This window comes from Polaribacter sp. Z014 (assembly GCF_023555435.1).
GTDB lineage: Bacteria > Bacteroidota > Bacteroidia > Flavobacteriales > Flavobacteriaceae > Polaribacter.
The window spans coordinates 595,650-620,592 of sequence record NZ_JALCZP010000001.1 but is presented as its reverse complement, the minus strand read 5'-3'; the positions used below and the strand labels follow the sequence as shown (position 1 = coordinate 620,592).

Annotated in this window: 13 protein-coding genes and 1 tRNA gene; 2 read left to right on the top strand and 12 right to left on the bottom strand. The window is 31.4% G+C overall.

Annotated elements, in window-relative coordinates; translation table 11 throughout:
- The first annotated feature begins 29 nt into the window (after positions 1-29).
- Positions 30-893, top strand: a complete 864-nt coding sequence (locus MPF19_RS02785) for a sigma-70 family RNA polymerase sigma factor (protein ID WP_249986689.1) — start codon at positions 30-32, stop codon at positions 891-893.
- Positions 894-1,228: 335 nt separating this feature from the next.
- Positions 1,229-2,566 (top strand): H(+)/Cl(-) exchange transporter ClcA, encoded by a 1,338-nt coding sequence (gene clcA / locus MPF19_RS02780; RefSeq protein ID WP_249986688.1) that lies wholly within the window; start codon positions 1,229-1,231, stop codon positions 2,564-2,566.
- Positions 2,567-2,721: 155 nt separating this feature from the next.
- On the opposite strand, the gene MPF19_RS02775 is transcribed toward clcA, so the two are convergent.
- From MPF19_RS02775 to MPF19_RS02720, 12 genes are all read right to left on the bottom strand, one after another.
- A complete protein-coding gene (locus MPF19_RS02775) occupies positions 2,722-4,692 on the bottom strand; it encodes a DUF3857 domain-containing protein (RefSeq protein WP_249986687.1) in 1,971 nt (656 codons plus the stop codon).
- Between the two features lie 153 nt (positions 4,693-4,845).
- Positions 4,846-6,771: a transglutaminase-like domain-containing protein gene (locus MPF19_RS02770; protein ID WP_249986686.1), complete on the bottom strand. Its 1,926-nt coding sequence runs from the start codon at positions 6,769-6,771 to the stop codon at positions 4,846-4,848.
- A 95-nt stretch (positions 6,772-6,866) separates the two neighbouring features.
- Positions 6,867-7,232 carry a rhodanese-like domain-containing protein gene (locus MPF19_RS02765; RefSeq protein WP_249986685.1) on the bottom strand — a complete coding sequence of 122 codons (366 nt, stop codon included), beginning with the start codon at positions 7,230-7,232 and terminating at the stop codon, positions 6,867-6,869.
- Between the two features lie 5 nt (positions 7,233-7,237).
- A complete protein-coding gene (locus MPF19_RS02760) occupies positions 7,238-8,644 on the bottom strand; it encodes an MBL fold metallo-hydrolase (RefSeq protein ID WP_249986684.1) in 1,407 nt (468 codons plus the stop codon).
- An 82-nt stretch (positions 8,645-8,726) separates the two neighbouring features.
- Positions 8,727-10,454, bottom strand: coding sequence for a SulP family inorganic anion transporter (locus MPF19_RS02755; protein WP_203392601.1), 1,728 nt, complete (start codon positions 10,452-10,454; stop codon positions 8,727-8,729).
- A gap of 70 nt (positions 10,455-10,524) precedes the next feature.
- Positions 10,525-11,547: a Holliday junction branch migration DNA helicase RuvB gene (gene ruvB, locus MPF19_RS02750; RefSeq protein ID WP_249986683.1), complete on the bottom strand. Its 1,023-nt coding sequence runs from the start codon at positions 11,545-11,547 to the stop codon at positions 10,525-10,527.
- A 105-nt stretch (positions 11,548-11,652) separates the two neighbouring features.
- The gene (locus MPF19_RS02745; protein WP_249986806.1) at positions 11,653-13,443 is read right to left on the bottom strand and encodes a M1 family metallopeptidase; all 1,791 of its coding nucleotides are present in this window, start codon (positions 13,441-13,443) and stop codon (positions 11,653-11,655) included.
- 208 nt (positions 13,444-13,651) lie between these two features.
- Positions 13,652-15,283 carry a S8 family peptidase gene (locus MPF19_RS02740; protein WP_249986682.1) on the bottom strand — a complete coding sequence of 544 codons (1,632 nt, stop codon included), beginning with the start codon at positions 15,281-15,283 and terminating at the stop codon, positions 13,652-13,654.
- Between the two features lie 4 nt (positions 15,284-15,287).
- Positions 15,288-16,133, bottom strand: a complete 846-nt coding sequence (locus MPF19_RS02735; RefSeq protein WP_203392605.1) for an MBL fold metallo-hydrolase — start codon at positions 16,131-16,133, stop codon at positions 15,288-15,290.
- Between the two features lie 455 nt (positions 16,134-16,588).
- Positions 16,589-18,967 (bottom strand): penicillin-binding protein 1C, encoded by a 2,379-nt coding sequence (gene pbpC / locus MPF19_RS02730; RefSeq protein WP_249986681.1) that lies wholly within the window; start codon positions 18,965-18,967, stop codon positions 16,589-16,591.
- Positions 18,968-19,180: 213 nt separating this feature from the next.
- On the bottom strand, positions 19,181-24,721 hold the full coding sequence (locus MPF19_RS02725) for an alpha-2-macroglobulin family protein (RefSeq protein WP_249986680.1): 5,541 nt from the start codon (positions 24,719-24,721) through the stop codon (positions 19,181-19,183).
- Between the two features lie 135 nt (positions 24,722-24,856).
- Positions 24,857-24,927: transfer RNA gene (locus tag MPF19_RS02720), tRNA-Cys, on the bottom strand.
- Positions 24,928-24,943 lie beyond the last annotated feature (16 nt).

Below are 24,943 nucleotides of genomic sequence, written 5' to 3'. Positions count from 1 at the left end.
TTTAAATTTTAAAAACCCCAAATAAACATATGAGACAACTTAAAATTGTAAAACAAGTAACCAATCGTGACGCCAAATCTTTAGAAAAATATTTTCAAGAAATTAGTAAAATTGGGCTTATTACTGCTGATGAAGAAGTGGAATTGGCTTTACTGATAAAAAAAGGAGACAACAGAGCATTGGACAAACTTGTAAAAGCAAATTTAAGATTTGTAGTTTCTGTTGCAAAACAATACCAAGGTCAGGGTTTAAAGCTATCTGACTTAATCAATGAAGGGAATTTAGGACTTGTAAAAGCAGCAAAACGTTTTGATGAAACAAGAGGTTTTAAATTTATTTCTTACGCCGTTTGGTGGATTCGTCAATCTATTATGTCTGCTTTGGCAGAACAATCTCGTATTGTACGTTTGCCTCTAAATAAAATTGGCAGCATCAACAAAATACGAAAAATATACGCTCGTTTAGAACAAGACGAACAACGCATGCCTACCAATAAAGAAATTGCGAAACAGTTAGATATGACGGAAACTGAAGTTGCACAGTCTTTAAAAAACTCTGGAAGACACGTTTCTATGGATGCTCCATTTAAAGAGGGTGAAGATTCTAATCTATACAACCTAATGCAATCGGATGATTCGCCAAGACCAGACAAAAACTTAATGACGCAATCTTTATCGATTGAAATAAATAGGGCTTTAGACACGCTTTCTACCAAAGAAGCAAAAGTGATAAAAATGTTTTATGGTATTAATTTACCTGGTCCTTGTAGCTTAACTGAAATTGGTGAAATATTTGACTTATCTAGAGAAAGAGTCCGCCAAGTAAAACAAAAAGCTATTAGACGCTTACAACATCAATCTAAAACTCATCTTTTAAAAACATATTTAGGATAAACCGTTTGTTTATTTAATAAAATTACCTTTAAAAATCTCAAGCTTTGCTTGGGATTTTTTACTTTATAAAACCCCTTAAGTTATCCTTTATGCAATAACTACTTTAATTTCCTAATTTCTATTTTATGCTCATCCCTTTAAATCATCCATAAAACAAACAAAAGTAAATCCGTAAAAAAAGAGTTGTAATTCCATTTTTTAGTAATTTTACTACAAAGAAAATTTATACTTGAAATATTTGGTTCAACGATTTCTACTTTTAAAATAATAAGTGGCATTTTACTTTTTAAGTGACGTTTATAACACTTCAATCAAAAAAAATAATTAATTAATTTATGATACCGTTTAATACTTCTCATAATATACATCTACGATCTACTGATGAGAATACAAAAAATTTTAAGCTGTTATTTTATGCTTTGTTAATTGGAACTCTTGTAGGCCTTATTGCTGGTTTGTTTAGGCTTAGTCTAAGTTACATTGAAAGCTTTAGAGAAAGCTTATTTAAAAATGTAGAAACGAGCAATCTACTAAGTTGGGTATGGCCTATTTTATTTGCTATTACAGGAATTAGCATCGCTTTATTTTTGGTTAGAAAATTTGCTCCAGAAGCCTCAGGAAGTGGAGTACAAGAAATAGAAGGTGCTTTAGATGGCGTGCGCCCAATGCGTTGGAAAAGGGTAATTCCAATAAAATTTATCGCCTCCTTGTTTTCTTTAGGAAGTGGATTATTGTTAGGGAGAGAAGGCCCAACAATTCAATTAGGCGCTAATATTGGTAAAATGGTTAAAGATACTTTTGGCGAAACCAATATTGAAAATAATCCGTTAATTTCTGCCGGAGCTGCGGCAGGACTTGCTAGTGCTTTTAACGCTCCTTTTGCGGGTATTATTTTTGTTATAGAAGAAATGCATGGCCATTTTAAATTTAACTTTTATTCTGTAGCCGCCATTATGATTGGTGCTGGTTCAGCCGATTTTATAGTACGTGTTTTAGTAGAATCTAAACCCATTATACAAATGATGGTGTTCCCTAGTCCTAATATTTATAGTTTATGGTTATTTATTATTTTAGGTTTGGTCTGTAGTATTATTGGTTTAATTTACAACAAAGTACTTATTCTATCTTTAAATTTTTTTCAATTTTCAAATAAATTACCCATCCTTTATACAGGAGTTTTTGTGGGATCTATTATTGCTATTATCGGTATTTTCTCTCCAGATATGATTGGTGGTGGATATGAAACCATCACAAAAGTATTAGACAATTCGTTTACCTTATTATTTTTAGTATTTTTATTTACAGTAAGACTACTCTTATCTTTTTTTAGTTATAGTGCAGGTGTGCCTGGAGGTATCTTCTTACCCATGTTAACACTAGGTGTAATATTAGGCGTGCTGTTTGGTATTAGTATGCAACAATTATTTCCTGATTTAATTTCTCATCCTGGGGTATTTGCCATTGCAGGAATGGCTGGTATTTTTTCGGCAACCGTTAGAGCTCCTCTAACAGGCCTAGCTCTAGCCATAGAAATGACATCTAACTATGAGTTAATATTACCTTTAATAATCACTACAGTTACCGCATCTGTATTTACAATGTTACTAGGAAACAAACCTATTTATACAACCTTGTTAAAACGTACTTTAGCAAATACAAAGCAACAATCGTAAGCAATACAAAGGTGTTTATTCTTATTTTTTTAATTGAAAATCTAACTAAATTTAAAAGACACTCATAGAGAATTAAAACGACTTCATATTAGTAACAAAATTATAGAATATAAAAATATTACAAAAAATAACCTTTTTTAAATCTTATAAATCTATTATTCGGCTTCTAATAACAATACTATTTTATTAAAGTCTGCAGCACTATTAATTACAGTTCTGTACTCTTCGTACATAGAAACTTCAATAATATTTTCTTTGTAATATTCGTTGGCAGTTACTGTTAAAGTGTTTCCTTTTAATTGATAAGAAGATTTAAAAAAGAACAATTCTTTTCCGTCTTTTACATACGAGTTGTTAATATTAATATCGTCTAAATTGGTGATTTTATATCCTTTAGGAATATGAAGTGTTAAGCTTCTTTGATAACCTCTATGAAATTGCCCTTCTAAAGGCAAAACTCTTTCTTTTTCTTGATACAACTCTATTTGTTGTCCAATTAAATCACCCAACTTAAATAAATACTTTCTTCCTGCTTTTTCTACAAAACCTTCCGTAGTAAAATCTACTTTTATTTGTAAAGGTTTTACGCCAAACAGTTCTGCATCTGCGTTTATTAACTCTCTATTTAGTACTTCAAACTCGTACGTCATGCTTTCTACAAAACTATCTACCAAATCATTTCTAGCATCTTCACCCTGAATCAAATGCATAAAAGGCTGTATGTTCATTGCGTAATATCCGCTGAAAGCTCTGTCTAAATGAACGGTGTTTTCGGTTAAGTTTTCTTTATTAAAATCGATCGTTACATTCATAATATCTAAAACCTTTTCTACTTTTACAGGTTCTATATATGCAATTCTTCCTGTAACAGTTTTCTGATCTCCAACAACCCCTTCCTTTAAAAATAGTCCGTAATTATCTGTTACATAAGGCAACGGAAAACCATATCTTGTTCCGGATGCATTTGGAGATAAATATTTTTTAGACGCAGGAAAATACAGTAAAAATTCGGTTAAAAAATTAGTTGCTTCAAACTCAGGATCAAACTTTGTTTCATTTCTATCGGTTGTAAGTACTAATTCATGTGTTATATTTAAAGTTCTTAAAACAGCAATGTATAGTTTTATAACTCCGGTTTCATTAGCTACTTGTGTCTTTAAAATAAGGTCTAGATCTTCTAAGTCTTCGTTATAAGTATCTTGAGAGTATACGGTTGATTTTATATAAAAATCTAATTTTCTTATAATACTTTCTTCATCTGCATTCTTAGGCAACGCTAATTCTTTTATAAAAATGTTTAATAAACCCTTTGTTTTCTCTGAATATTCTGGATAATAAGACGTGTATAAATTCTTAGCTATATTGCTATAAGAAATAATATCAACATCCATATTATCGATATTTTTACCTATTTTATAAACAATAAAACCTCTTGAAGCGTTATAAGGTGCTTGGTATTCATTTTCTAATTTTTGAACCTTATCAACATGTAATTTATAGTGATTTTTTTCTGCACTTAGAGTGTCTCTTTGTACATTTGGTAAATTATTATAGCTCTTAAATTTAAACAATAAATTACTTGGAGAAAACAAATCGAACTCTACTTTATCTTTATTGTAAGCATCTTGAATATAGAATTTTTTACCCGTATAACTTGGGCGTCTTTTTACCACATACATATACTCTATAAAACTTCCTTTTGTAATTCCTTCTAAAGCGAAATATTTGTAAGTATTACCTGTTTCTTCATCTTCTGCCGTTAGTATTTTAGATTGATCTAAGTCAATTAATTTCCCATCCGGAGTAATTACCCTTGCTTTGTTTACTTGCAATTCTGCCTCCGATGAAAATGGCAAATAGATTTTGTTATATTCTTCGATTGCATCATCAGAATTTAGCCATAAAACTTTGTGTTCTAAATAGAATTCTACCAAATCTTCACCTTGAAAATAAAACTCCGTTACTGTTTTTTCTTTAACAGCAATCATATCTTCTGTGTTTCCTTCGTCTATTTTATAATTAGGAGTTGCTTCCCAATCATAGCTTTTAAAGTAAGGTGCTTCTTGCGCTACTGCTATCTGAACAATAAATAATAAGGCTATTAATAAGTTTATTTTAATCTTCATAATTCTTTTTTCGGTTTTAACATCACCTCTTAATTGTCACCCTGAATTTATTTATGGGGCAGAAAATAAGAAGTACTTATCTGAGATTCTAAAATAAATTCAGAATGACAAAACGTGATTTTACTGAAACTTAGTTACCAATCAGGTTTCGTTTTATTCTTTTTTTAAAACTACAATTTCTTTATAATTGCTTTCAATTTTTTTAATCTCTTTATTTACTTCTTTTTGTTGTTCTGTTGATAACACTAAGAAGTTTAATTCAATTTCTTGCTTATAAATTACTTCATTTTCTTTTACTTGATAGCTAATTTCACAAGTCAATAAATCATTAGAAACTTTTACGGCTTCAGGCACATAATCGATACTATAACCTTTCGGAATTTCTAATTTAGTCCTATAGCTATAATATCTTTTACAATCATATTCTATAGGGTTTTTACGCTTTTTATCTGTCTTATAGAATGAGATTTCTTTATTTAAATTTAGGTTGATGTAAATTTCATTTCCCAAATTTTTGGCATAATTTTTAATTTCAAAATCATAATTCACTATAAAATCATCGTCATAATTATATTTATTGGTTTCTTTAAAATTGCTGATTAAAAAGGTATTGTTTCCTTTCTGAAACACAGTGTTATAGAATGTTTTTAATTTAGCTTCTGAATTCCCGGTTTCTAAACTATTAAAAATATCAATTTTTGGATACCCAGAAAGTGTTGTTTTTGAAGAACCAATAACCCTGCCGTTTTCAATTTTTATATTGGTTACATCTATAATAGCATTTTCTTTAGCAGCTACAATTGGCACTTTTTTAATCTTAAAAGCTGTTCCGTAACCAACCAATGCTTCTTTTCCTTGAATAAAAGACGTTGGCATTCCAAATTTTATATATCGACCTGTTGCATCTAAATAATACGTTTTTCCGTTGTTTACATAAGAAAGAATCATATGATTATCTACAACTGGCGTCGGAACCTCTTTGTAGGTATAGGGAATACTTCTTGTACCAATCCATGTTAAGTTTCCTTTTACACCTGCAATTGCTAACATGCTGTATAAAATACTAGAATTGTCTTTGCAATCGCCATATTTCTTTCTAAAAACTTCATTCGATTCTCTTGGTATGAAACCTCCCAAAGCATACTCAAAAGCAATATATTTTATGTTTTGTTGTGTCCAATAATAAATGGCTTTTACCTTTTCTAAATCTGTTTTTTTATTTGCAGTAATTTTAGTAACCAAGTCTACCAAATCTTGACTTGGAGCTTCCGTATTTACATTTTTCACCAAAGAATAATACCAGCTGTATAAATCGGAAACTTCGCCTAATAACTTTATAGTTCCATTATTCGTTTTATAAGAAGTAATAATAGGCACAATGTGTGGTAAAATGGTTTTATAACTTGGTGTATCTGCCTCATACTCATATGCTGCTTGGTTGTTTAGCACCCAAGTATAAACGAACTGTTTTCCTTTTTTTTCTTTAGTAAATTTTATTTCATCATCAGAAATATTAAATTTTTTAAATTCTAAATGCACGTTTGCATCCGCAATAATGGTAACTTTATTTTGTTTGACAGGAAAATAATCACCAAAGTAAAAAGGTATTAAAAAACGAGGATTTTTAATTTTCTGAGCATATTTTAAGGTAGATTTAGACCCTTTTTCTAAATTAGAATACACATAATTTAACAACTTTGAATCATCATGAAAAGACTGATTTAATTCATCCTTCTCTGTAAACTTTTCTACTTTATTTTCTACATATTCATTATTTTCATAAGAAAAAGAAGAAGCTTCTATTTTAGTTAACTCAAAAAATGTAGAGAAATTTAAAGTGTTTTTAGAATTATAGTTTGCAGCATCGGTTAAATACAAATCTTGTTCTTTAAATTCTTGATTAATTTGTAAACTATCATTTACAACTGCTATCGTAATAGTAGTTTCTTGCTGTAAACGAACTCTTGCTGCTTCTGTATACAGTTTACTATATCTTAAAAAATCAGCAGAATACTGAGCATTTAAGCTTGATACTAAAAATAAAAAGAGTGTTATTAAAGCTAATTTATAAATTTTCAATCGTGTTTGTTTTTATAAAACTAAAGTACAAAAAAAGAGAGAACAAAACCCTTCTTTTAAGACTCTTGTTCTCTCTATTATATGTATTTATATTCCTAATTTTCCTTTCTCCATTGGTTATATCCACCTAAAACATTTACTACTTTAAACCCCTTTTCTTTAAGTATTTTAGATGCTTTAGCACTTCTTCTACCACTTCTACAATAAATGTAAACAGGTTTATTTTTATCTAAAGAACCAGAAGCTTTTGTAAGAAAATCAGCATCAAATAAATTCACAAATTTTGCTGTTTCTATAAAACCAAGTTTTACTTCTTTAGGTGTTCTAACATCTAACAATTGAATATTTTCTTTTTCTATTAATACCTTTAATTCTTTGGTAGAAATAGACTTAAGGTCTTCTTGTGTGCTACAATTAAAAAAAAAGAAACTTAAAAACAATAATGGAACTATTTTTTTCATTTATACTATTTTAAAGTTGATGGACAAACTGCTGCAGTTCTTTCAATATTAGAATTTCGTATGGCAGCATAACCACCTTTAACATCTATTACATTATGAATACCTCTAGCTTTTAAAATAGATGCAGCAATTACAGAACGATAACCTCCACCACAATACACATAAAAATCGCCCTCTTTAGGAAACTCAGAAATATGGTTGTTTAAGAAATCTAACGGGGTACTTTTTGCAACTACAACATGTTCACTTGCATGTTCACCTGGTTTTCTAACATCAAAAACAGGTACATTTTCTTTTATTTTTTCCTCTAAAACAGCTACAGAAACAGATGTTAAAGTATCTATTTCTTTCCCCGCTTTTTTCCAAGCATCAAAACTACCTTCTAAATATCCTAAAACATTATCAAACCCAACTCTAGACAAACGTATTATTGTTCCTTCTTCTTCGCCTTCTGGCGTTACCAATAAAATAGGTTGTTTAATATCTTTTATCAATGCACCAACCCAAGGTGCAAAAGTACCGCCTAAACCAATAAAAATAGATTGCGGTATAAACCCTTTTACAAATTCTGACTCATGACGAACGTCTAAAATTAATGCGCCAGTTTCATTTGCATGAATTATAAACGCTTCTACAGACAATGGTTTTGCACTATTTTCTATAACTGTATCTATATTTTGATATCCTTCTTTATTCAATTTTACATTTAACGGAAAATATGCAGGCGGAGGCAATAAACCATCTGTAACTTCTTTTACAAACTCGTCTTTGGTCATATCTGCTCTTAAGGCATAATTGGTTTCTTTTTGATTGCCAATAGTACCCACAGTATCTGAACTTAAATTTTTACCACAGGCAGAACCTGCTCCGTGTGCAGGATACACTATAACATCATCTGCCAATGTCATTACTTTATTACGTAAACTATCAAATAAAAAACCTGCTAAATCTTTTTCTGTGATGTCTCCTTTTTGTGCTAAATCTGGGCGACCAACATCTCCCAAAAACAACGTATCTCCACTAAAAAGTGCGTGGTCTTTTCCGTTTTCATCTTTTAACAAATAACATGCACTTTCCATGGTATGACCAGGAGTGTGTAAAACAGTAATGGTAATATCACCTACTTTAAAAATCTGATTATCTTCTGCTATAATAGCGTCAAAATTTGTTTTTGCCGTTGGTCCAAATACTATTTGAGCACCCGTTTTTTCTGCCAGCGTAACATGTCCGCTCACAAAATCTGCATGAAAATGCGTTTCGAAAATATATTTAATTTTTGCATTATTTTTAGCTGCGCTATCTATATAATCTTGTACTTCTCTTAACGGATCTATAATAGCAACTTCGCCATTACTTTCTATGTAATAAGCTCCTTGAGCTAAACAACCTGTATAAATTTGTTCTATGATCATTTTTATTTACTTTTTTAATACCTACAAGGTTTTTAAAACCTTGCAGGATGTTTAGGTTCTTTTTAAACCCTATTAAAATATATTATTTATATGCTTGATGTATGTATTTGGCATATTTTTCTTGATGTTCTCTATCTCCAGTTTTGTAAAACTTTACGGCTTCATTGGCCCGCATAAAAAAATTATTAATTCCTATAATTTGTAGAATACCACTTCTAAATAAATCGTCTCGTACAGGCCCCTTAACACCTGCAAAATAGAACATTATATCTTTTTTCTGATAAAATTTAATTCGTTCTTTTAACATTTCTACACCAGTACTATCTACTCTGTTAATGCTCTCTGCATCTATTACTATCAACTTTAATGCCTTTCCTTTTTTTGCAGCCATTTCATCTAAATTATCTCTAAAATAATTTGAGTTGGCATAAAATATTTGCGCATCAAACCTAAAAATTAAAATATCTTCGTCTATAATTACTTCATCAAAACGATTCTTATTTCTGTAAAAATTAGAATTTGGCACTTTCCCCAATTCTGTTACATAAGGTCTAGATGTTTTAAAGATTAGTACAATTAAAGACAACCCTACTCCAACAATAATACCAAATTCAATCCCTAATAATAACGTACCAATAAAGGTAGCTAACATCAACCAAAAATCTAAATGATTTGCTTTCCATAAAAAAGCGGCTTCTTTAATATTTACCAAATTAAAAACGGCTACTATAATAATGGCTGCCAATACTGTTTTTGGCAAATGATAAAATAAAGGTGTTAAAAATAACAACGTTAAGATAACCATTACAACTGATATTAAAGCTGCCATACCTGTTCTTGCCCCACTTTCTTGATTAATTGCAGAACGTGAAAAACTAGAAGTAGTTGGGTATGCCTTAAAAAAAGACCCTACCATATTGCCTAATCCTAAAGCTATTAATTCTTGATTGGGTCTTATTCTGTATTCGTCTTGTTTTGCTTCTAAAGATTTGCCAATAGAAATGGTTTCTAAATACCCTACCATTACCAAGGTAAATGCTATAGGCAAAAGCTCTCTAATTAAATCGATATCAAACTCCGGAATTCCAAATGTTGGCAACCCAGAAGGAATATCTTTTACTATGGAAACCTCACTATAAGATTTTCCGAAATATTTTAGTATTACAATGCCAAGAATAACCACAATTAATGCACTTGGTATTTTTTTATTGATTTTTCTGAAAATCATAATTATTACCACAGAAACCAATCCAATTACAGTTGTGGGATGATTAAACTCAATTATACGACTCCAAATATCGGCTGCAACATATTGTAATTGATCACTTTGAACAAAGTCTACTCCAAACAAATTTCGAAATTGATTGAAACCAATAATTAATGCTACCGCGGATGTAAAACCAGTAATAACGGGTTTTGATAGAAAGTTTACAATAAAACCCAAACTAAAAATCCCCATAATAAATTGAATTGCTCCAACCATTAACGCTAATAAAATAGCTATTGAAATATAACTCTCCGATCCTGCCAAAGCCAAGGTAGATACTCCTGTTGCCACAATTAAAGAATCCATAGCTACAGGACCAATTGAAACCTGTCTAGACGAACCAAAAATGGCATACATAACTTGCGGAACTAAGGCACAATACAAACCATAAATAGGTGGTAAACCTGCAATTAAAGCATACGCAATTCCTTGTGGAATTAAAATAATACCAACCGTTATACCCGCTAACAAATCTCCTTTAAAAAGAGACTTGTTATAGTTTGGCAACCATTCTAAAATTGGTATGATTTTTTTTATATTCATTTTTTTTAGCCATTTGCTTTTTGCTCTTTGCTTTTAGCTTTTAGCTAACTGCAAAAAGTTAATCGCTTTTCTAAAACAATTCTCCTTGATTTCTTCCTTTAGTTCTTCCTAGATGTGTGTACGCTAATTCTGTAACTTCTCTTCCTCTTGGAGTCCTCATAATAAAACCTTGCTGAATTAAAAAAGGTTCGTACACTTCTTCAATAGTTTCTGTGTTTTCAGAAACTGCCGTTGCAATGGTACTTAAACCAACTGGTCCTCCTTTAAATTTATCAATAATAGTCATTAGAATCTTATTATCCATTTCATCTAAACCGTGTGCATCTACATTTAATGCTTTTAAGGCATATTTTGCAATTTCTATGGTAATGCTTCCGTCTCCTTTTATTTGTGCAAAATCTCTAACTCTTCTTAATAAAGCATTAGCTATTCTTGGTGTTCCCCTACTTCTACCTGCAATTTCTATAGCAGATTCCATAGAAATAGGAACTCCTAAAATAAAAGCACTTCTTTGTATAATTGTGGTTAATAACTCTGTTTTGTAATAATGTAATCTACTACTTATTCCAAAACGAGCTCTCATTGGGGCTGTTAACAAACCAGATCTGGTTGTAGCTCCAATTAAAGTAAAAGGTTCTAGATTTATTTGAACGGTTCTGGCATTTGGGCCAGATTCTATCATTATATCAATTTTATAATCTTCCATTGCAGAGTATAAATACTCCTCTACAATAGGGCTTAATCTATGAATTTCATCAATAAACAACACATCACGTTCATCTAGATTTGTTAGTAAACCTGCCAAGTCTCCGGGTTTGTCTAAAACTGGACCAGAAGTAACTTTTATACCCACTTCTAACTCGTTGGCTAAAATATGCGCTAATGTAGTTTTCCCTAAACCTGGAGGGCCATGAAACAAGGTGTGATCTAAAGCTTCTCCTCGTTGATTTGCTGCTTCAACAAATATTTTTAGGTTATCTATAGCTTGATCCTGTCCTGTAAAATCATCAAAAGAAAGCGGACGTAATTTTTTTTCTACGTCTAAATCTTCGTTTGATAAATTGTCGTTTTCAGGGTTTAAGTTTTCATTCATAACTACAAAGATAATTGAATTTTAATTACAGTTTTGTATGTTTTGTTACATAACAAAAAAAGCCTTTCCAAACAGGAAAGGCTTTTAATTTATCTTTTAAAACTCTTACTTTACTTCAAGTATATTGTTATCTAAATTAATGTCTGCCATTAATCCGCTTTTATCAATAATAACAGATTTTACAGCTTTAGAAACGGTAAAAGAATATGTTGGCATTGCCCAACCCCAATCTTTTAAAACGGTTGCAATTGTTGGCTTATGACCTCTCATCATTTCTAAAGGAATATTAAAACTTTCTGTAGTTCCATCAACATAAACTACCTCAACATCGGTTGGCATTGGCATTTGCCCAATTCTTTCTAAAGTAATTCTTTTATTATCTATAGATTTTACACCATAATCTATAGTATGTGTAGTTTCTGTCCATTCATTTAAATACCAACTCAAATCTAATCCAGCAGTTTTTTCCATAGAGCGTTTTATGTCGTTTGGTGTTGGATGTTTAAAACTAAAATCATTAAAATATTTCTTTAATCCGTTTGCTACATTTTCTTTACCAATAACATATTCTAATTGACTTAAAAAAATATTCCCTTTAGAATAACTTGCCGTACTATATGCCCAATTTGTATTATATCTGTCTGCATGTGTAGATAAAGATTCTTCATACCCTTTTGCAACGATAGTTCTATAACCTCTATAAGAACCTGCATGTGGATTTTCTTTATTTTCTTTTAAAATTTCGTTTTCTGCTTTGTTAGAAATATAGGTGGTAAAACCTTCATCCATCCAAGGATGCAAACTTTCGTTTGATGCTAACAAAAACTGAAACCAAGTGTGTGCCATTTCATGTGCTGTAACTCCAAATAGACTTCCAAATTTTCGTTGACCAGTAATTAAAGTAGACATTGCATATTCCATTCCGCCATCTCCACCTTGTATTACAGAGTATTGTTTATATGGATATTGCCCCACATTTTCACTATAGTACGTCATCAACTCAGCAACTTTAGGTTGAAATTCTTTCCAATTTTTTAAATATGCTGCTTCTAAAGTTTTCTTGTACAAAAAGTGTAAATCGATTCCGTTTTCCATTTTTAATACATCGTGAATGTATTCTGGATCTGCAGCCCACATAAAATCGTGTACATTTGGTGCTTTAAAATGCCATGTTAATTTATCGCCTTTAGGCAGGTTTAAATCTTTTGAATCATCTTGATAACCATGCCCAACTTCTTGTGGGTTTTGTATATTTCCAGAACCACCAACAGTATAATTTTTATCAATATGAATGGTTACATCAAAATCTCCCCAAACACCTTGAAACTCTCTTGCAATATAAGGTGGTGTGTGCCAACCCTGAAAATCGTATTCTGCTAATTTAGGATACCATTGCGCCATAGACAATGCTACTCCTTCTTTATTATTTCTTCCAGAACGACGAATTTGAACAGGAACCTGAGCATCAAAATTCATTTCTAAAGTAACCGATTCTCCAGATTTAATTGGTTTATTTAATTGTACTTCTAAAATAGTACCAACCGTTTCATGAGAAACTGCAACACCGTCTTGTTTTAAAGAATTTACTTTAATGTATCCAATTTCATTGGAATTTAATTTACTAATTCTATCGCCTACTCTTCTGTCTGGGTCTTTAATATTTAAAGAGCGAACATCCATTTGAGAACCTGGCTGAAATGCATTAAAATACAAGTGATAGAATACTTTATTTAAATCGTCTGGAGAATTATTAGTGTATACTAATGTTTGTTTTCCTTTATATTGATATTTTTTTACATCTACATCAACATCCATCGTATAATCTACATGTTGTTGCCAATACGTTTCTTTAGACACCTTAGTGGTATCTTTTATAACCTTACAAGAGGTTAGCATGATTAGTGACAATCCTAAAAAGTAAATTTTCCTCATATTTATATTAATTAATGTTCAAAAAAAAAGCTGTCTAAAAAGGAAGTTTTTTATCAATCTGAATTTATTTCAGATTCTTATGAAGATTGAACTTCGGTAAGTTGAGATACTAAAACAAGTTCAGTATAACAAGATTTAATCCTTTTTAGACAGCCTCTTTAAGTTTAATAATTTATTTTTTTCCGTTTACCATTCTATCTGCCATTTGTAAAGCATTGTAAGCATTTACAACTCTACCAGAAACAGATAAATCTGAAAAAGGAACTAACTCTCCTTTAGGGTTTTCTCTAGATGGAGATCCTGGTTTAATTACTTCTAAATTAATTTTAATTCCAGAATTCATTAAAATATGTTTTACCTGGCTTGCTGTTAATTTAGGATAGTAAGAACGTACTAAAGCAGCTACTCCTACTGCTGATGGTGCCGCCATAGATGTACCACTAAAATATTTATACTCGTTTTCTGGAGTTGTAGAATAAATTTGAACTCCTGGCGCAAAAACATCTACATTCTTTTTACCATAGTTAGAAAAACTAGCTGGTAACTTTTCGTTATAATTAGAACTCATTGCTCCAATTGTTAATACGTTATCAGAAACCTCTGTTACTAAATCTTTAGAATCGTTAGGGTAGGTTCTTTCTACATCAATATTTTTACCGTCGTTACCTGCTGCATTTATAATTAATACATCGTGTTTTGCTGCATATTTAATTGCATCGTATACCCATTCTTTATGAGGAGAATAGCCTTTACCAAAACTAGTGTTAATTACTTTTGCTCCGTTATCTACTGCATAACGTAAACCTAAAGCTACATCTTTATCATACTCATCTCCATCTGGCACAGAACGTACAGACATAATTTTTACATTATCTGCAACTCCATTCATTCCTTTTCCATTATTTCTTGATGCTCCAATTATTCCAGAAACATGCGTAGCATGTGCTTCACTTTTAATAGAAACGCCAGTATTTCCGTTTCCATAACCCGGAGAATCATTAATATCTTCTGGGTTATCTCCCTTTCTATAATTAGTATAATCGTTATTTAATAACGCAATAGATTTATCTAACTCTTTCTTAATTTCTTCTTGTGCTTGACTTAAAGAAGACAATCCAAAACCATACATCTGTTTTGCTATTGCAATACTTTGTAATAATGAAGGATCTTCTGTGGTTATTGCGGCTACATCTTTAGCGGTATAGTCTTCTTTTCCAATATGCTTTGCCAAACTTTCATTAGCTCCTTTTACGCCGATTAACATTTGCTCAAATCGAGTTTTTGTTTTTTCTGCGTTTCCAACTTTTACTTCGTGTGCTGCTTTAATTTCTGCAACAATTTCAGGACTTTCTAAAGAGGGATTGTGTAAAATTCTATCTGCTTCTAAATTTTCTTTATACGCATCTCCTAAAAAATTCCATCCATTAATATCATCTACATAACCATTCTTGTCATCATCAACTCCATTTCCTGCAACTTCTTTTGTGTTTACCCAAGCAACATCTTTTAAATCTTCATGAGCTAAATCTGCACCAGAGTCTACAACCCCAACTATAACGGTTACACTCTTTTTACCTTTTAAGAAATCGTAGGCTTTGTCTACTGACATACCTGGAATAGAATCTTTTATTAAATCTAAATGCCCCCAACTGATTTTCTGTGCATCTGTTAATGGCGCTTTCTTAGCTACTGCCACTATTGCTACATCAGATCCCTGAGGAACCGGTATATTAGAAATTGTTTTACAACTTGTAAAAACAAGACCAGCAATTGCTGTATAAAAAATAGGTTTTAAAACTTTCATAATCTTAATTAAATATGTCTATAAATTTGTGTGTATTCTTTAATCTAACTCCTTTTTCTGTATGCTGTACTGTACAAACTTCATTGTATGCATCATGCTCTAAAAAAAGATAATATTCTTTATCTGCTGCTAAGTTTAAAAAGGCTGCCTTTTCTTTTAATGTTAACAAAGGTCTCGTGTCATACCCCATTACATAAGGCAAAGGTATATGACCAATTGTTGGTAACAAATCTGCCACAAAAACAATTGTTTTTCCTTGATATGTTAATTTAGGCAACATCTGTTTTTCTGTATGACCATCTACAAATAAAACATCAAAACCAATTTGATCGAAGGCATTGCTGTGAATAAAATTTAATTGTCCGCTTTCTTTAATCGGAATAATATTTTCTGTAAAAAAAGATGATTTTTCTCTAGGGTTTGGCTCTGTAGCCCATTTCCAATGTTTATCATTAGACCAAAACTTGGCGTTTTTAAAAGCGGGTTGTAAAATGGTTCTCTGCGCATTCCATTCTATAGCACCTCCACAATGATCAAAATGTAAATGCGTTAAAAAAACATCTGTAATATCATCTCTATGAAAACCATGTTTAGCCAAAGAAGTATCTACAGAGAAATCTCCAAAAAGGTAATAATAACTATAAAATTTGTTTGATTGTTTGGCTCCTAATCCGGTATCTACCAAAATTAAACGATCTCCATCTTCAATAAGCATACTACGCATGCTCATATCTATTAAGTTATTACTGTCTGCAGGGTTTGTTTTTTGCCAAATAGTTTTAGGCACAACACCAAACATTGCACCTCCATCTAATTTAAAATTACCAGTTTCTATAGGATATATCTTCATGCTGTATAAATTAAAATCATAAAATCGAGCATAAAAATACTCAATTATGATTCAATATATTCATAATACTTATTAAAAGTAAACAGAAAGCAAAGATGGAGAAAATAACATGGGTTTTTGTTAAGAAAAGTCTAAAGATTACCCATAAAAAAAAACATTATGAATTACAACTTGACTTTTTAGATGTCTTATTAAAATTTAGTTCACTTAAGAATTTAGCAAACCTTATTGTACCAAAAACAAAGACAACCAAGCCTAAAATAACAAATAACAATTGATTCTCAAAAATAGATTGATTGATTCCCTCGTTAGTCAGTGTTGAAGCTTGTAAAAAGATCATATAAATTAGTTTATTTTTGGTAATCAAAAATACAATTAACCCCCATTTTAAAAATCTTTTTTCGATAAACTGCATTTTACTTAAGACGAATCACAAAAATACTTCTATAATTAAATTACTCTTTTACTATTATTTGTTGATGAATTTCATTTCCCAAATTATCTGTGGCAGAAATTAGATGAGTTCCTATACTTAAATTCACCCCAAATTCATGGATCTCATTTGTGCTACCTACATAAACGTTATCTACATACCAATACAAGATAGCCTCCTTATTTGCATGTGCTATTTTTAAAACCAACTCATTTTTTTTTCCATCGAAATTTTTTGGTAAAAAAATAGTACTCTTTTCCGTTGGATAAATAAATTTCATCGCATTTTTTACTTCACCCAAACAATCATTTCTAAACTTTGGCAACGGTTTATAAAACGGATTTTTATCCTTATAATAGTATTCCATTAAAGGCGGCAAAACGAACCATGATTTTTGTTTGATATTTTCTAAACGCTCACAAGAAGTATTTACTTGATAATTTTCTGATGCATCTACATTTACCAAAACATGATACGGACAAGGTTTTGTCTTTAAACCAGCATTTTGAACAAATTCTAGTGTCTTTTCTTCACAATTTTCGGTTGCTCGGTAACCACTTTTAGCACAAATTTCTATTTCGGTCATTTCATCAAAAGGCTTCTCAAACCATTCTGAATTTGGCAACTTATCAAAAACATCAAATAAAATAGGTGCTGCAGCTTGCACACCAACCAAACCTGGTCTTCCTTCTCCATCTGCGTTTCCAACCCAAACACCAACTACATAATCTTTTGTGGTTCCAATTGCCCAAGCGTCTCTAAACCCAAAACTTGTACCTGTTTTCCAAGCAATTTGTTTAGAAGAGTCAAAAAATGCCCAATTCTGATCTGCATTAGGTCTATTTACATCTTTTAAACTCTCTAAGGTGAGATAAATAGAAGCGGCATCAAAAATAATTTTTTCTGATGATTTTTCTCCGAAATGGAGTTTTTCATCCGCATAAAAAGTAGGTTCACAAAATTCGTTTTTAAAATACCTGCTAGAGTTTTCAGAATAATGATTTACCGTAGATGCCATTGATGCATAGCTTTTACACAAATCCCACAAATTACTTTCTGCACCACCTAAAGCCAATGTTAGCCCGTAATAATTAGGATCTTTCTTTAAATCTCTCAGTTTTAATTTTTGCAAATAATGATGAAATTTCTCCAAACCAAAATTTTGTAACATTCTTACCGTTGGCACATTTAAAGATCTAGACAACGCTAACTTTGCAGAAATTGCTCCTGAATACTTTTTGTTAAAATTTTCTGGATGATAACTCCCGAAGTTTGTAGGCACATCTGCAACCAACATATTTGACAACAAATCTCCGCTATCTAACATGGCAGCGTACAAAAAGGGTTTTAGAATACTTCCGGTACTTCTTGGCTTATCTATAACATCTACGTCTTTTTGATTTTCTTTAGTAGTTTTAGAATTGCCAACATAGGTTAGAACCTTTCTATTTTTTACATCTAAAACCAAAACAGAAATATTAAATATCTCATTGTTTTTCAGTTTATTATAATAATTATTTACAATTAAATTTGTTTGAATTTGCAACCTTTTATTTATGGTCGTTTTTACAAATTCTCCATTATTTTTTTTATTGATTTTTTGTAATAAATGTGGTGTAATTTGCGGAAGTGCATACGGTTTTTGTGGTAATTCCTCTAAAACTGATAATTCATACGTTAAAGAATCTATGATATGCTTATTCAGTAACTTTTTTAACAATCGGTTTCTTTTTACCAATAGTTTTTGTTGATTTTTCCCAGGATAAATCAAGTTTGGCGCATTGGGTAAAACGGCTAAAGTTGCAGATTCTGCCCAAGATAAATCTGATGCTTTTCTATTATAGTAGCGCCAAGAAGCAGCATCTAAACCTACAACATTTCCGCCGAAAGGCGCATTAGAACTCCAATAGGTTATAATTTTTTCTTTAGATGCTCTAATTTCTAAACGTGTTGCTAAAATTAATTCTTTTACTTTCTCTAAATAGGTTCTAGATTTATTGTCTCTACTTAATCGAATAACTTGTTGTGTAATGGTACTTCCTCCTCTTTTTACACTTCCTGCTTGTAAATTTTGTTTTAAGGCTTTTAAAATAGAAACTGGATTAAACCCTGGATGCCCATAAAAATGTTCATCTTCAAACTGAATTAAACAGGTTTTAAATTTCTGCGGAACGGAGTCTTTATGCGGAAAACGCCATTGACCATCTTTTGCAATTAACGCGCCCAACAATTCATTATTATTACTCGTAATTACTGTTGATGTTGGCTTTGTAAATAATTGACTTGGTAAACAAAATGCATAAAAAATCAGCAGAATAACAACCAATATAGTTTTCTTTTTATGACGTTTTATGTAGTTTGTTATTTTCAATTTTGATGTATTAAAAGTTATAATCTCCATTCGAGCGCAGTCTAGCACTCATTAAAACCTCTCGACTGCACTCGAGGAGACATTTACCATTTTATTTTCAAACCCAACTGTCATTTCGAAATGAGCCCTTTTAGGCGATTGAGAAATCTCACAAGTTTGGTATTGATTATGAGATTCCTCTTCCTTCGTCATTCGGAATGACAATCATACTTCGTTCAGAATGACATTTGTAATTGCCAGTGACTACTTCACCACTTCAATCCAACGTCCTTTTGTTCTAACTAAATAATCATGATCATACATCGCTTCTACTTGAATTCCTGGTAAATAATAAGCTCCTAAATACGCTGCATTCAATAATACAGTAAACGTTTTTGTTTCCGATTTGTTAGATTGACGTTCCAAATCGAAATAAAAATTAACTCTGTCATCTCTAATATCCGTATAACGAGCTTCACTTTTTGTAGTCGTTCCAAAATCTGTAAAACGGGTGTTCACAATTTCCCATCCTGATGGAAAAACTTGCGTTAACGCAATATCTTTAACCGTTTCATTTTTAGGATTGCTCACAATAATTTTTGCCACAAAATCTTGACCTTGTTTCAAATTATTAATATTTATAGCTTTTCCTTGTAAATCTAAATACTGAACAGACGTACTTAAACCTCTACTTTCTGTAATTTCATCGCCCAACGGCAACTGACCAGAATTGATAATTCTTGCAAAAACAACATTGTTATCCTCATTTTTTATAGTGATGGAGTTTGCTCCGTTTTTAACTTTAACAGTTCTTTGCACCATAGAACTTTGCGTATCTACAGCAACCGTTTTCCCTCCGTTCGTGTACTTTAAGTTGATGGCTTTCCCTCCGTTTTTAACCACCATCTTACCAATAGCTAACAAACTATATGCAGTAGATTGTGTGCTCATCCATCTACTGCTAGACAATTCTTTTGCAATAGATTTCGCTACCTCTTTAATGTCTTTATGATCGGTAATTAACATGGTTTCTAAAGCCATTGCTCGGTTTCTATCTACAGAACCATAAGAATAATAATTATATTTAGAAGTTGTAAAATTAATGTTTGCCGTACTCATAATTTCTAAACTTGCTTCTTTTTGTCCTGCCAAAGCATAAGCTGCTGCCAATCGCCATTTTGCGTCATTAGAAATTTGTTTAAACTCACGCATTCTGTTCATCGCAGACAAATCTGGACTGCCAGCCAAAGCCAACGTGTACAATCTATAAGCTTGTGCTAAATCTGTATAATTATTTCTGTAATTTGGTCTCCAATTTCTTGCTGCGTTTTTCTGATATCTAATAAAATCACTTTTAAAAGTTAACGGTAAAACAAATCCTTTTTTAGCAGCTTCTAACATAAAATGACCTGCATAGGTGGTTCCCCAATCGCTCGTATAATTTTCTCCAAGCCAATAACTCAAACCTCCATTTGCTTGCTGAAAATTCCCTAATCTTTTAATTCCGTTTTCTATATTTTCTTGAATCTGACGTTTTTTATCCGACGTTAAGTCGAAAATATCATTCAAAAATAATTGCGGAAAAACACTCGAAGTCGTTTGTTCTACACAACCATGCGGATACCGAATTAGATACTCTAATCTTCCAGAAAAATTAATTGGAGGAATGGTAGATAGTTCTAACATTGCCGTATTTGAACCCTCAACACCAAATGTGTTAAAGTTGATGTCTTGCTCCTCTTTTCCTTTAATGGTTGCATCTATTACTTTAGACGTAATTGGGTTTGGATTTACAACATCTAACTCTACTTTATAAGATGCTTTTTCTCCGTTTCCGGATGCAATAATTTCAACAGTATTGATGCCGTTTGCTTTTAAAACATCCATTTCAAAATACACCATTTTTTCATCTGGTTTCTCAAAATTAAGTTTTTGAATCTTGTTACCGATAACAACAATTCCGTTAGACGTTTTTACCTGTACGGTTACATTTTTTACTTTTTTATCCATTGCAAAAATGGTAATTGGCAACGTAACTTTTTCTTTTGGCGATAATTTTCTTGGCAACGTAGCCAACACCATCAAAGGCTTTTTAACAGGAACTGCTTTTTCTGCATTTCCAAAAGCTTCATTAGTAACATCACCCGCAACCACCATGGTTCTTACAGAGCCAATATAATTTGGTAACGTAATTTTATGTGATGCTGTTTTTCCTTTTTTAAGATAAAACGGACCAATAAATTTTACAACTGGTTTAAATCTGTTGGCTTTTCTATTTTTTGCAGCAGCAGCACTTCCATCTCCACCAATGGCAAAAACCTGATCTACACTACCCGAATACGCACCAATTACATCATCAAAAATATCCCACGTTTTTACACCTAAAGCTTCTCTTGCATAGAAAACATCAAAGGCATTTGGAGTTTTAAAGCGTGTTAAATCTAATAGACCTTCTTCTACAACCGCCAAAGTATAGGTCATGGCTTTGTTATTTTTTTCTGAAACTTTTACCGTAAATTCTTTTTCAGGTTGCAACTCTTCTGGCATCGAAATTTGAGGTTCTAACTTGGTGTTTTTATCTTCTACTAAAAGCGGAATTACACCAAACAACCTTAAAGGCAAATCGTTTTCTGAGACATGGTGTGGTTGTAATAATGAAATATTTACAAACACATTCGGCGCCATATTTTTGTTAATAGGAATTTCTACAGAAGTTGTTCCTTTCGTCGTTTTAACCCATTTGGTTTCTAAAACTTTTGTACCATTTTCTATACTTATTAAAGCATGTCCCTCACTACCAGAAGGGAATGTAATTTTAGCAGTTTCACCAACATTGTATTTTTCTTTATCTGCGGAAAAAACCAACATTTTAGCAGCTTCTTTATCTCCAGAAGTAGCATTTTGCCACCAATTTTTATAGAAATAAGCCGTTCTACCTGTTGCGTGTCCACTTTTTTCATCAATTACTCTAATAAAAAAACGACCTCTATCTCTTTCTGGAATATTCAAATTAAAACTTCCATTTCCTTTAGAGTTCGTGCTAATTTTTAAAGTTTTGTATGGTTTCTTATAGCTACTAGAAGTATATCTCGACAAGTTATCATCCGAAGAACTCCACCACCAACGCCATTCAATTTTATAAACAACAACCTCTATTTCATCTCTTTTTACTGGACTTCCTTTTTCATCAACCGAAACAACAGAAAAAGACTGATTTTCATCTGTAAAGAAAGAACCATATCTATTTCCTTCTGGAGATTTTAACCCTACAAAAGAGGTAAATGGTGCATATTTTTTAGTAAAAGCATCTATAGAAAAATCACCTCCGTTTTCAAAAGCTCTTACCAAAAATTGAACGTTTAACATTCCTGGAGCATTTTTACCAATAGTTAATTTACTATCAATTTTTGCCATTCCGTTTTCATCTAACTTCCCATCAAAAATATTTATTTCTTCCGATGAAAACTCTCTTGATGGATCTGTAAAAACGTAATTCTTATAATCTTTAAAACCATAATTTGCCGTAGAAACTTTTGCTTTAATTTCTGCTTTAAGATTTTTCGCTGGCGTTCCGTGCAACCATTTTACATCTAAAGTTCCGTTAATGGGTTTGTTGCTTGCCAAAACCTCATCATTAAAATCTACTTTAATTTTTAAACGATTTGGTTTTACTGTTTCTATTTTTAAAGACTTGTAAAATTTTGCGCCACCCACAGAAATTTTAGCATTGTAGTTTCCTGTTTTTGCTTCTTGAGTAGTTGCAAACGTAAACTTGTAAAAATTATTTAAGTTTTCTGATGTTACTTTTTTGTATACCAATTTACCACTCGGGTCTGTAACTTCTAATTTTACAGGATGATTTTTTGGTAATTTGTTATCTGCATCATTCAACAAGAACGTTAAATACACATTATCGCCTGGGCGCCAAACTCCGCGTTCCCCATAAATATATCCTTTTAAGCCTTTTTCGGTTTTACTTCCGGAAACATCAAACTTACTTAAAGACAAAGAATTTCCGTCGAACAATCTAATGTACCCTTTATTATTTCCTTTAGAAACCACCGCAAAAGCGGCACTTTTAGAGGTATCAATATTTGCAAACCCTTCTGCATCTGTTTTAGTGGATACAATTTCTTGTTGCTGAAAATCAAATAATTTAATAGTAGCTCCTGCTTGCGGTTTGGTATCTAAAATATTAGTTACGCCAAAGAAATAAGAATTATTTTCACCTTTTTTGGCGATAATACCCAAATTAGAAGCTAATAAATTCTGAGTTACTTCTTTATAGTAATAATAAGAATCTGAACAAGGATTGTCTCTTTCTCGCCAGTTATAATTACGGTCTTTATAATCGTATAATTTGTTATCCCAATACAACTCTTCTCTTGCTTCTTCGTCCTCAATTTTACTTAAATCGTCATATGTTTCCTCTTCAAAATCTGAGTTTACAGCTTGATTTTCTGAACATTCATAAAATGCTTGATTTTTATTATAACTCAATTCTATTCTATAAATAGCCCCCGGTTCTGCGTCCATCAATTTAGCCAAATCTACACTATACGCTTTCCATTTTTGTGTATTATTTACTTTGTTATCAATTAATGTAATCGTTTTCTTTACAATACGTCTACCAACGCGTTTAATTTGATATTCATTATTACTGTTCATGCTATTTTCTTGCAAAAACTGCAACACATTATCTTCGTAAATTTTTATTACTCTAACCGTTACTTCTTTTACGTTGATCGCTTCAAAATTGAACTTTAAGTCTTTAGAATTTGGTAAAATAGTTCCGCTACTTATGGCTCTAATTTGTGGTTTTTTCTGCTCGAAAGTAATAGTTTCTTTAAAAGCATCTTTTAATTTATAATTATCAGAATTTTTAATTCCCTGAAAAACAGAAACCAAAACATCTCCTTGAAACTTATTTTCTGAGAACACTTTTAACTCGTTTCCGTTGACAATAAAACGTGGTTTTTTTTCATTTTTGATGGTTACCAGACCGTCAAAATTTTGTTGTTTTTTAAGTTGATCAGAAAAGTTGATAGAAATATACTGTTCAGAAGTATTATTTACTTTTAGACTGAGAACTTTAAAATTGTTTTTACCCGGAATTAAAACTTCATTTTCTCCTTTAGACTCCGCATTTATTGCTTTTCCATCCCAAGAAATGGCTAATTGAGTGTCTTCTACAAAGCGCTGAATACTATCTATTTTGAACTCAAAAACTTTACCTTTTTCATAAGATTCATTCCAAACGATATTTTTTGATGTTCCGTTTTGAAAAGCATTCAGTAACTTTTTAGCCTTTTCTAATGAAATTACATCCGCAGATTTTACTACACCTTCTAAATATTGATATTCTTTAGAATACGATTGTAAATTATTCGTCTGAATATTAAAATTAGGTGCAATTGTTTTAAACTGAAAAGTGTAATCTTCAAAATTCTGAGGAGTATCTTTATATATTTCTTTCAGGTTTACAGAAACAGCATATTCTGTATCTGCATCTAAAATTTCATCCGGAATAAATACAAAAGCATGTTTATTTACTGTTTTAATAGTACCACTTACATGCGGTTTTATAGAAATAATTTCTGATGAAATTTCTTTGTTTGGTTCCCAACCGTTTACCTCTTTGGCAAGATTTATTTCTATATTATTGGCTACAGAAACTACTCCGGAGGTAGTATAACTTATATATTCTTTAAACTTAAAAATGTTATCTGTTTTAATTTCTTCCTTTTTACAAGAGAAAATTAACAGCAAAATTGAGATTGTTAAAAGTAAATTTTTCTTTTTCATAATAATAGTATTTATAAATACAGCTCAAAAATAATAATTCTTATTAGTTTTAGTATTACTATTTAGTATTCGCTATGGTTTATTTAGTATTCGTAGAAAACAAAAAAACCCCAATCTAAAAGAATGGGGTTTTTGAGGTGTCTAGCGGATTCGAACCGCTGTACATGGTTTTGCAAACCATTGCCTAGCCACTCGGCCAAGACACCTTTTTATCTTAAAATT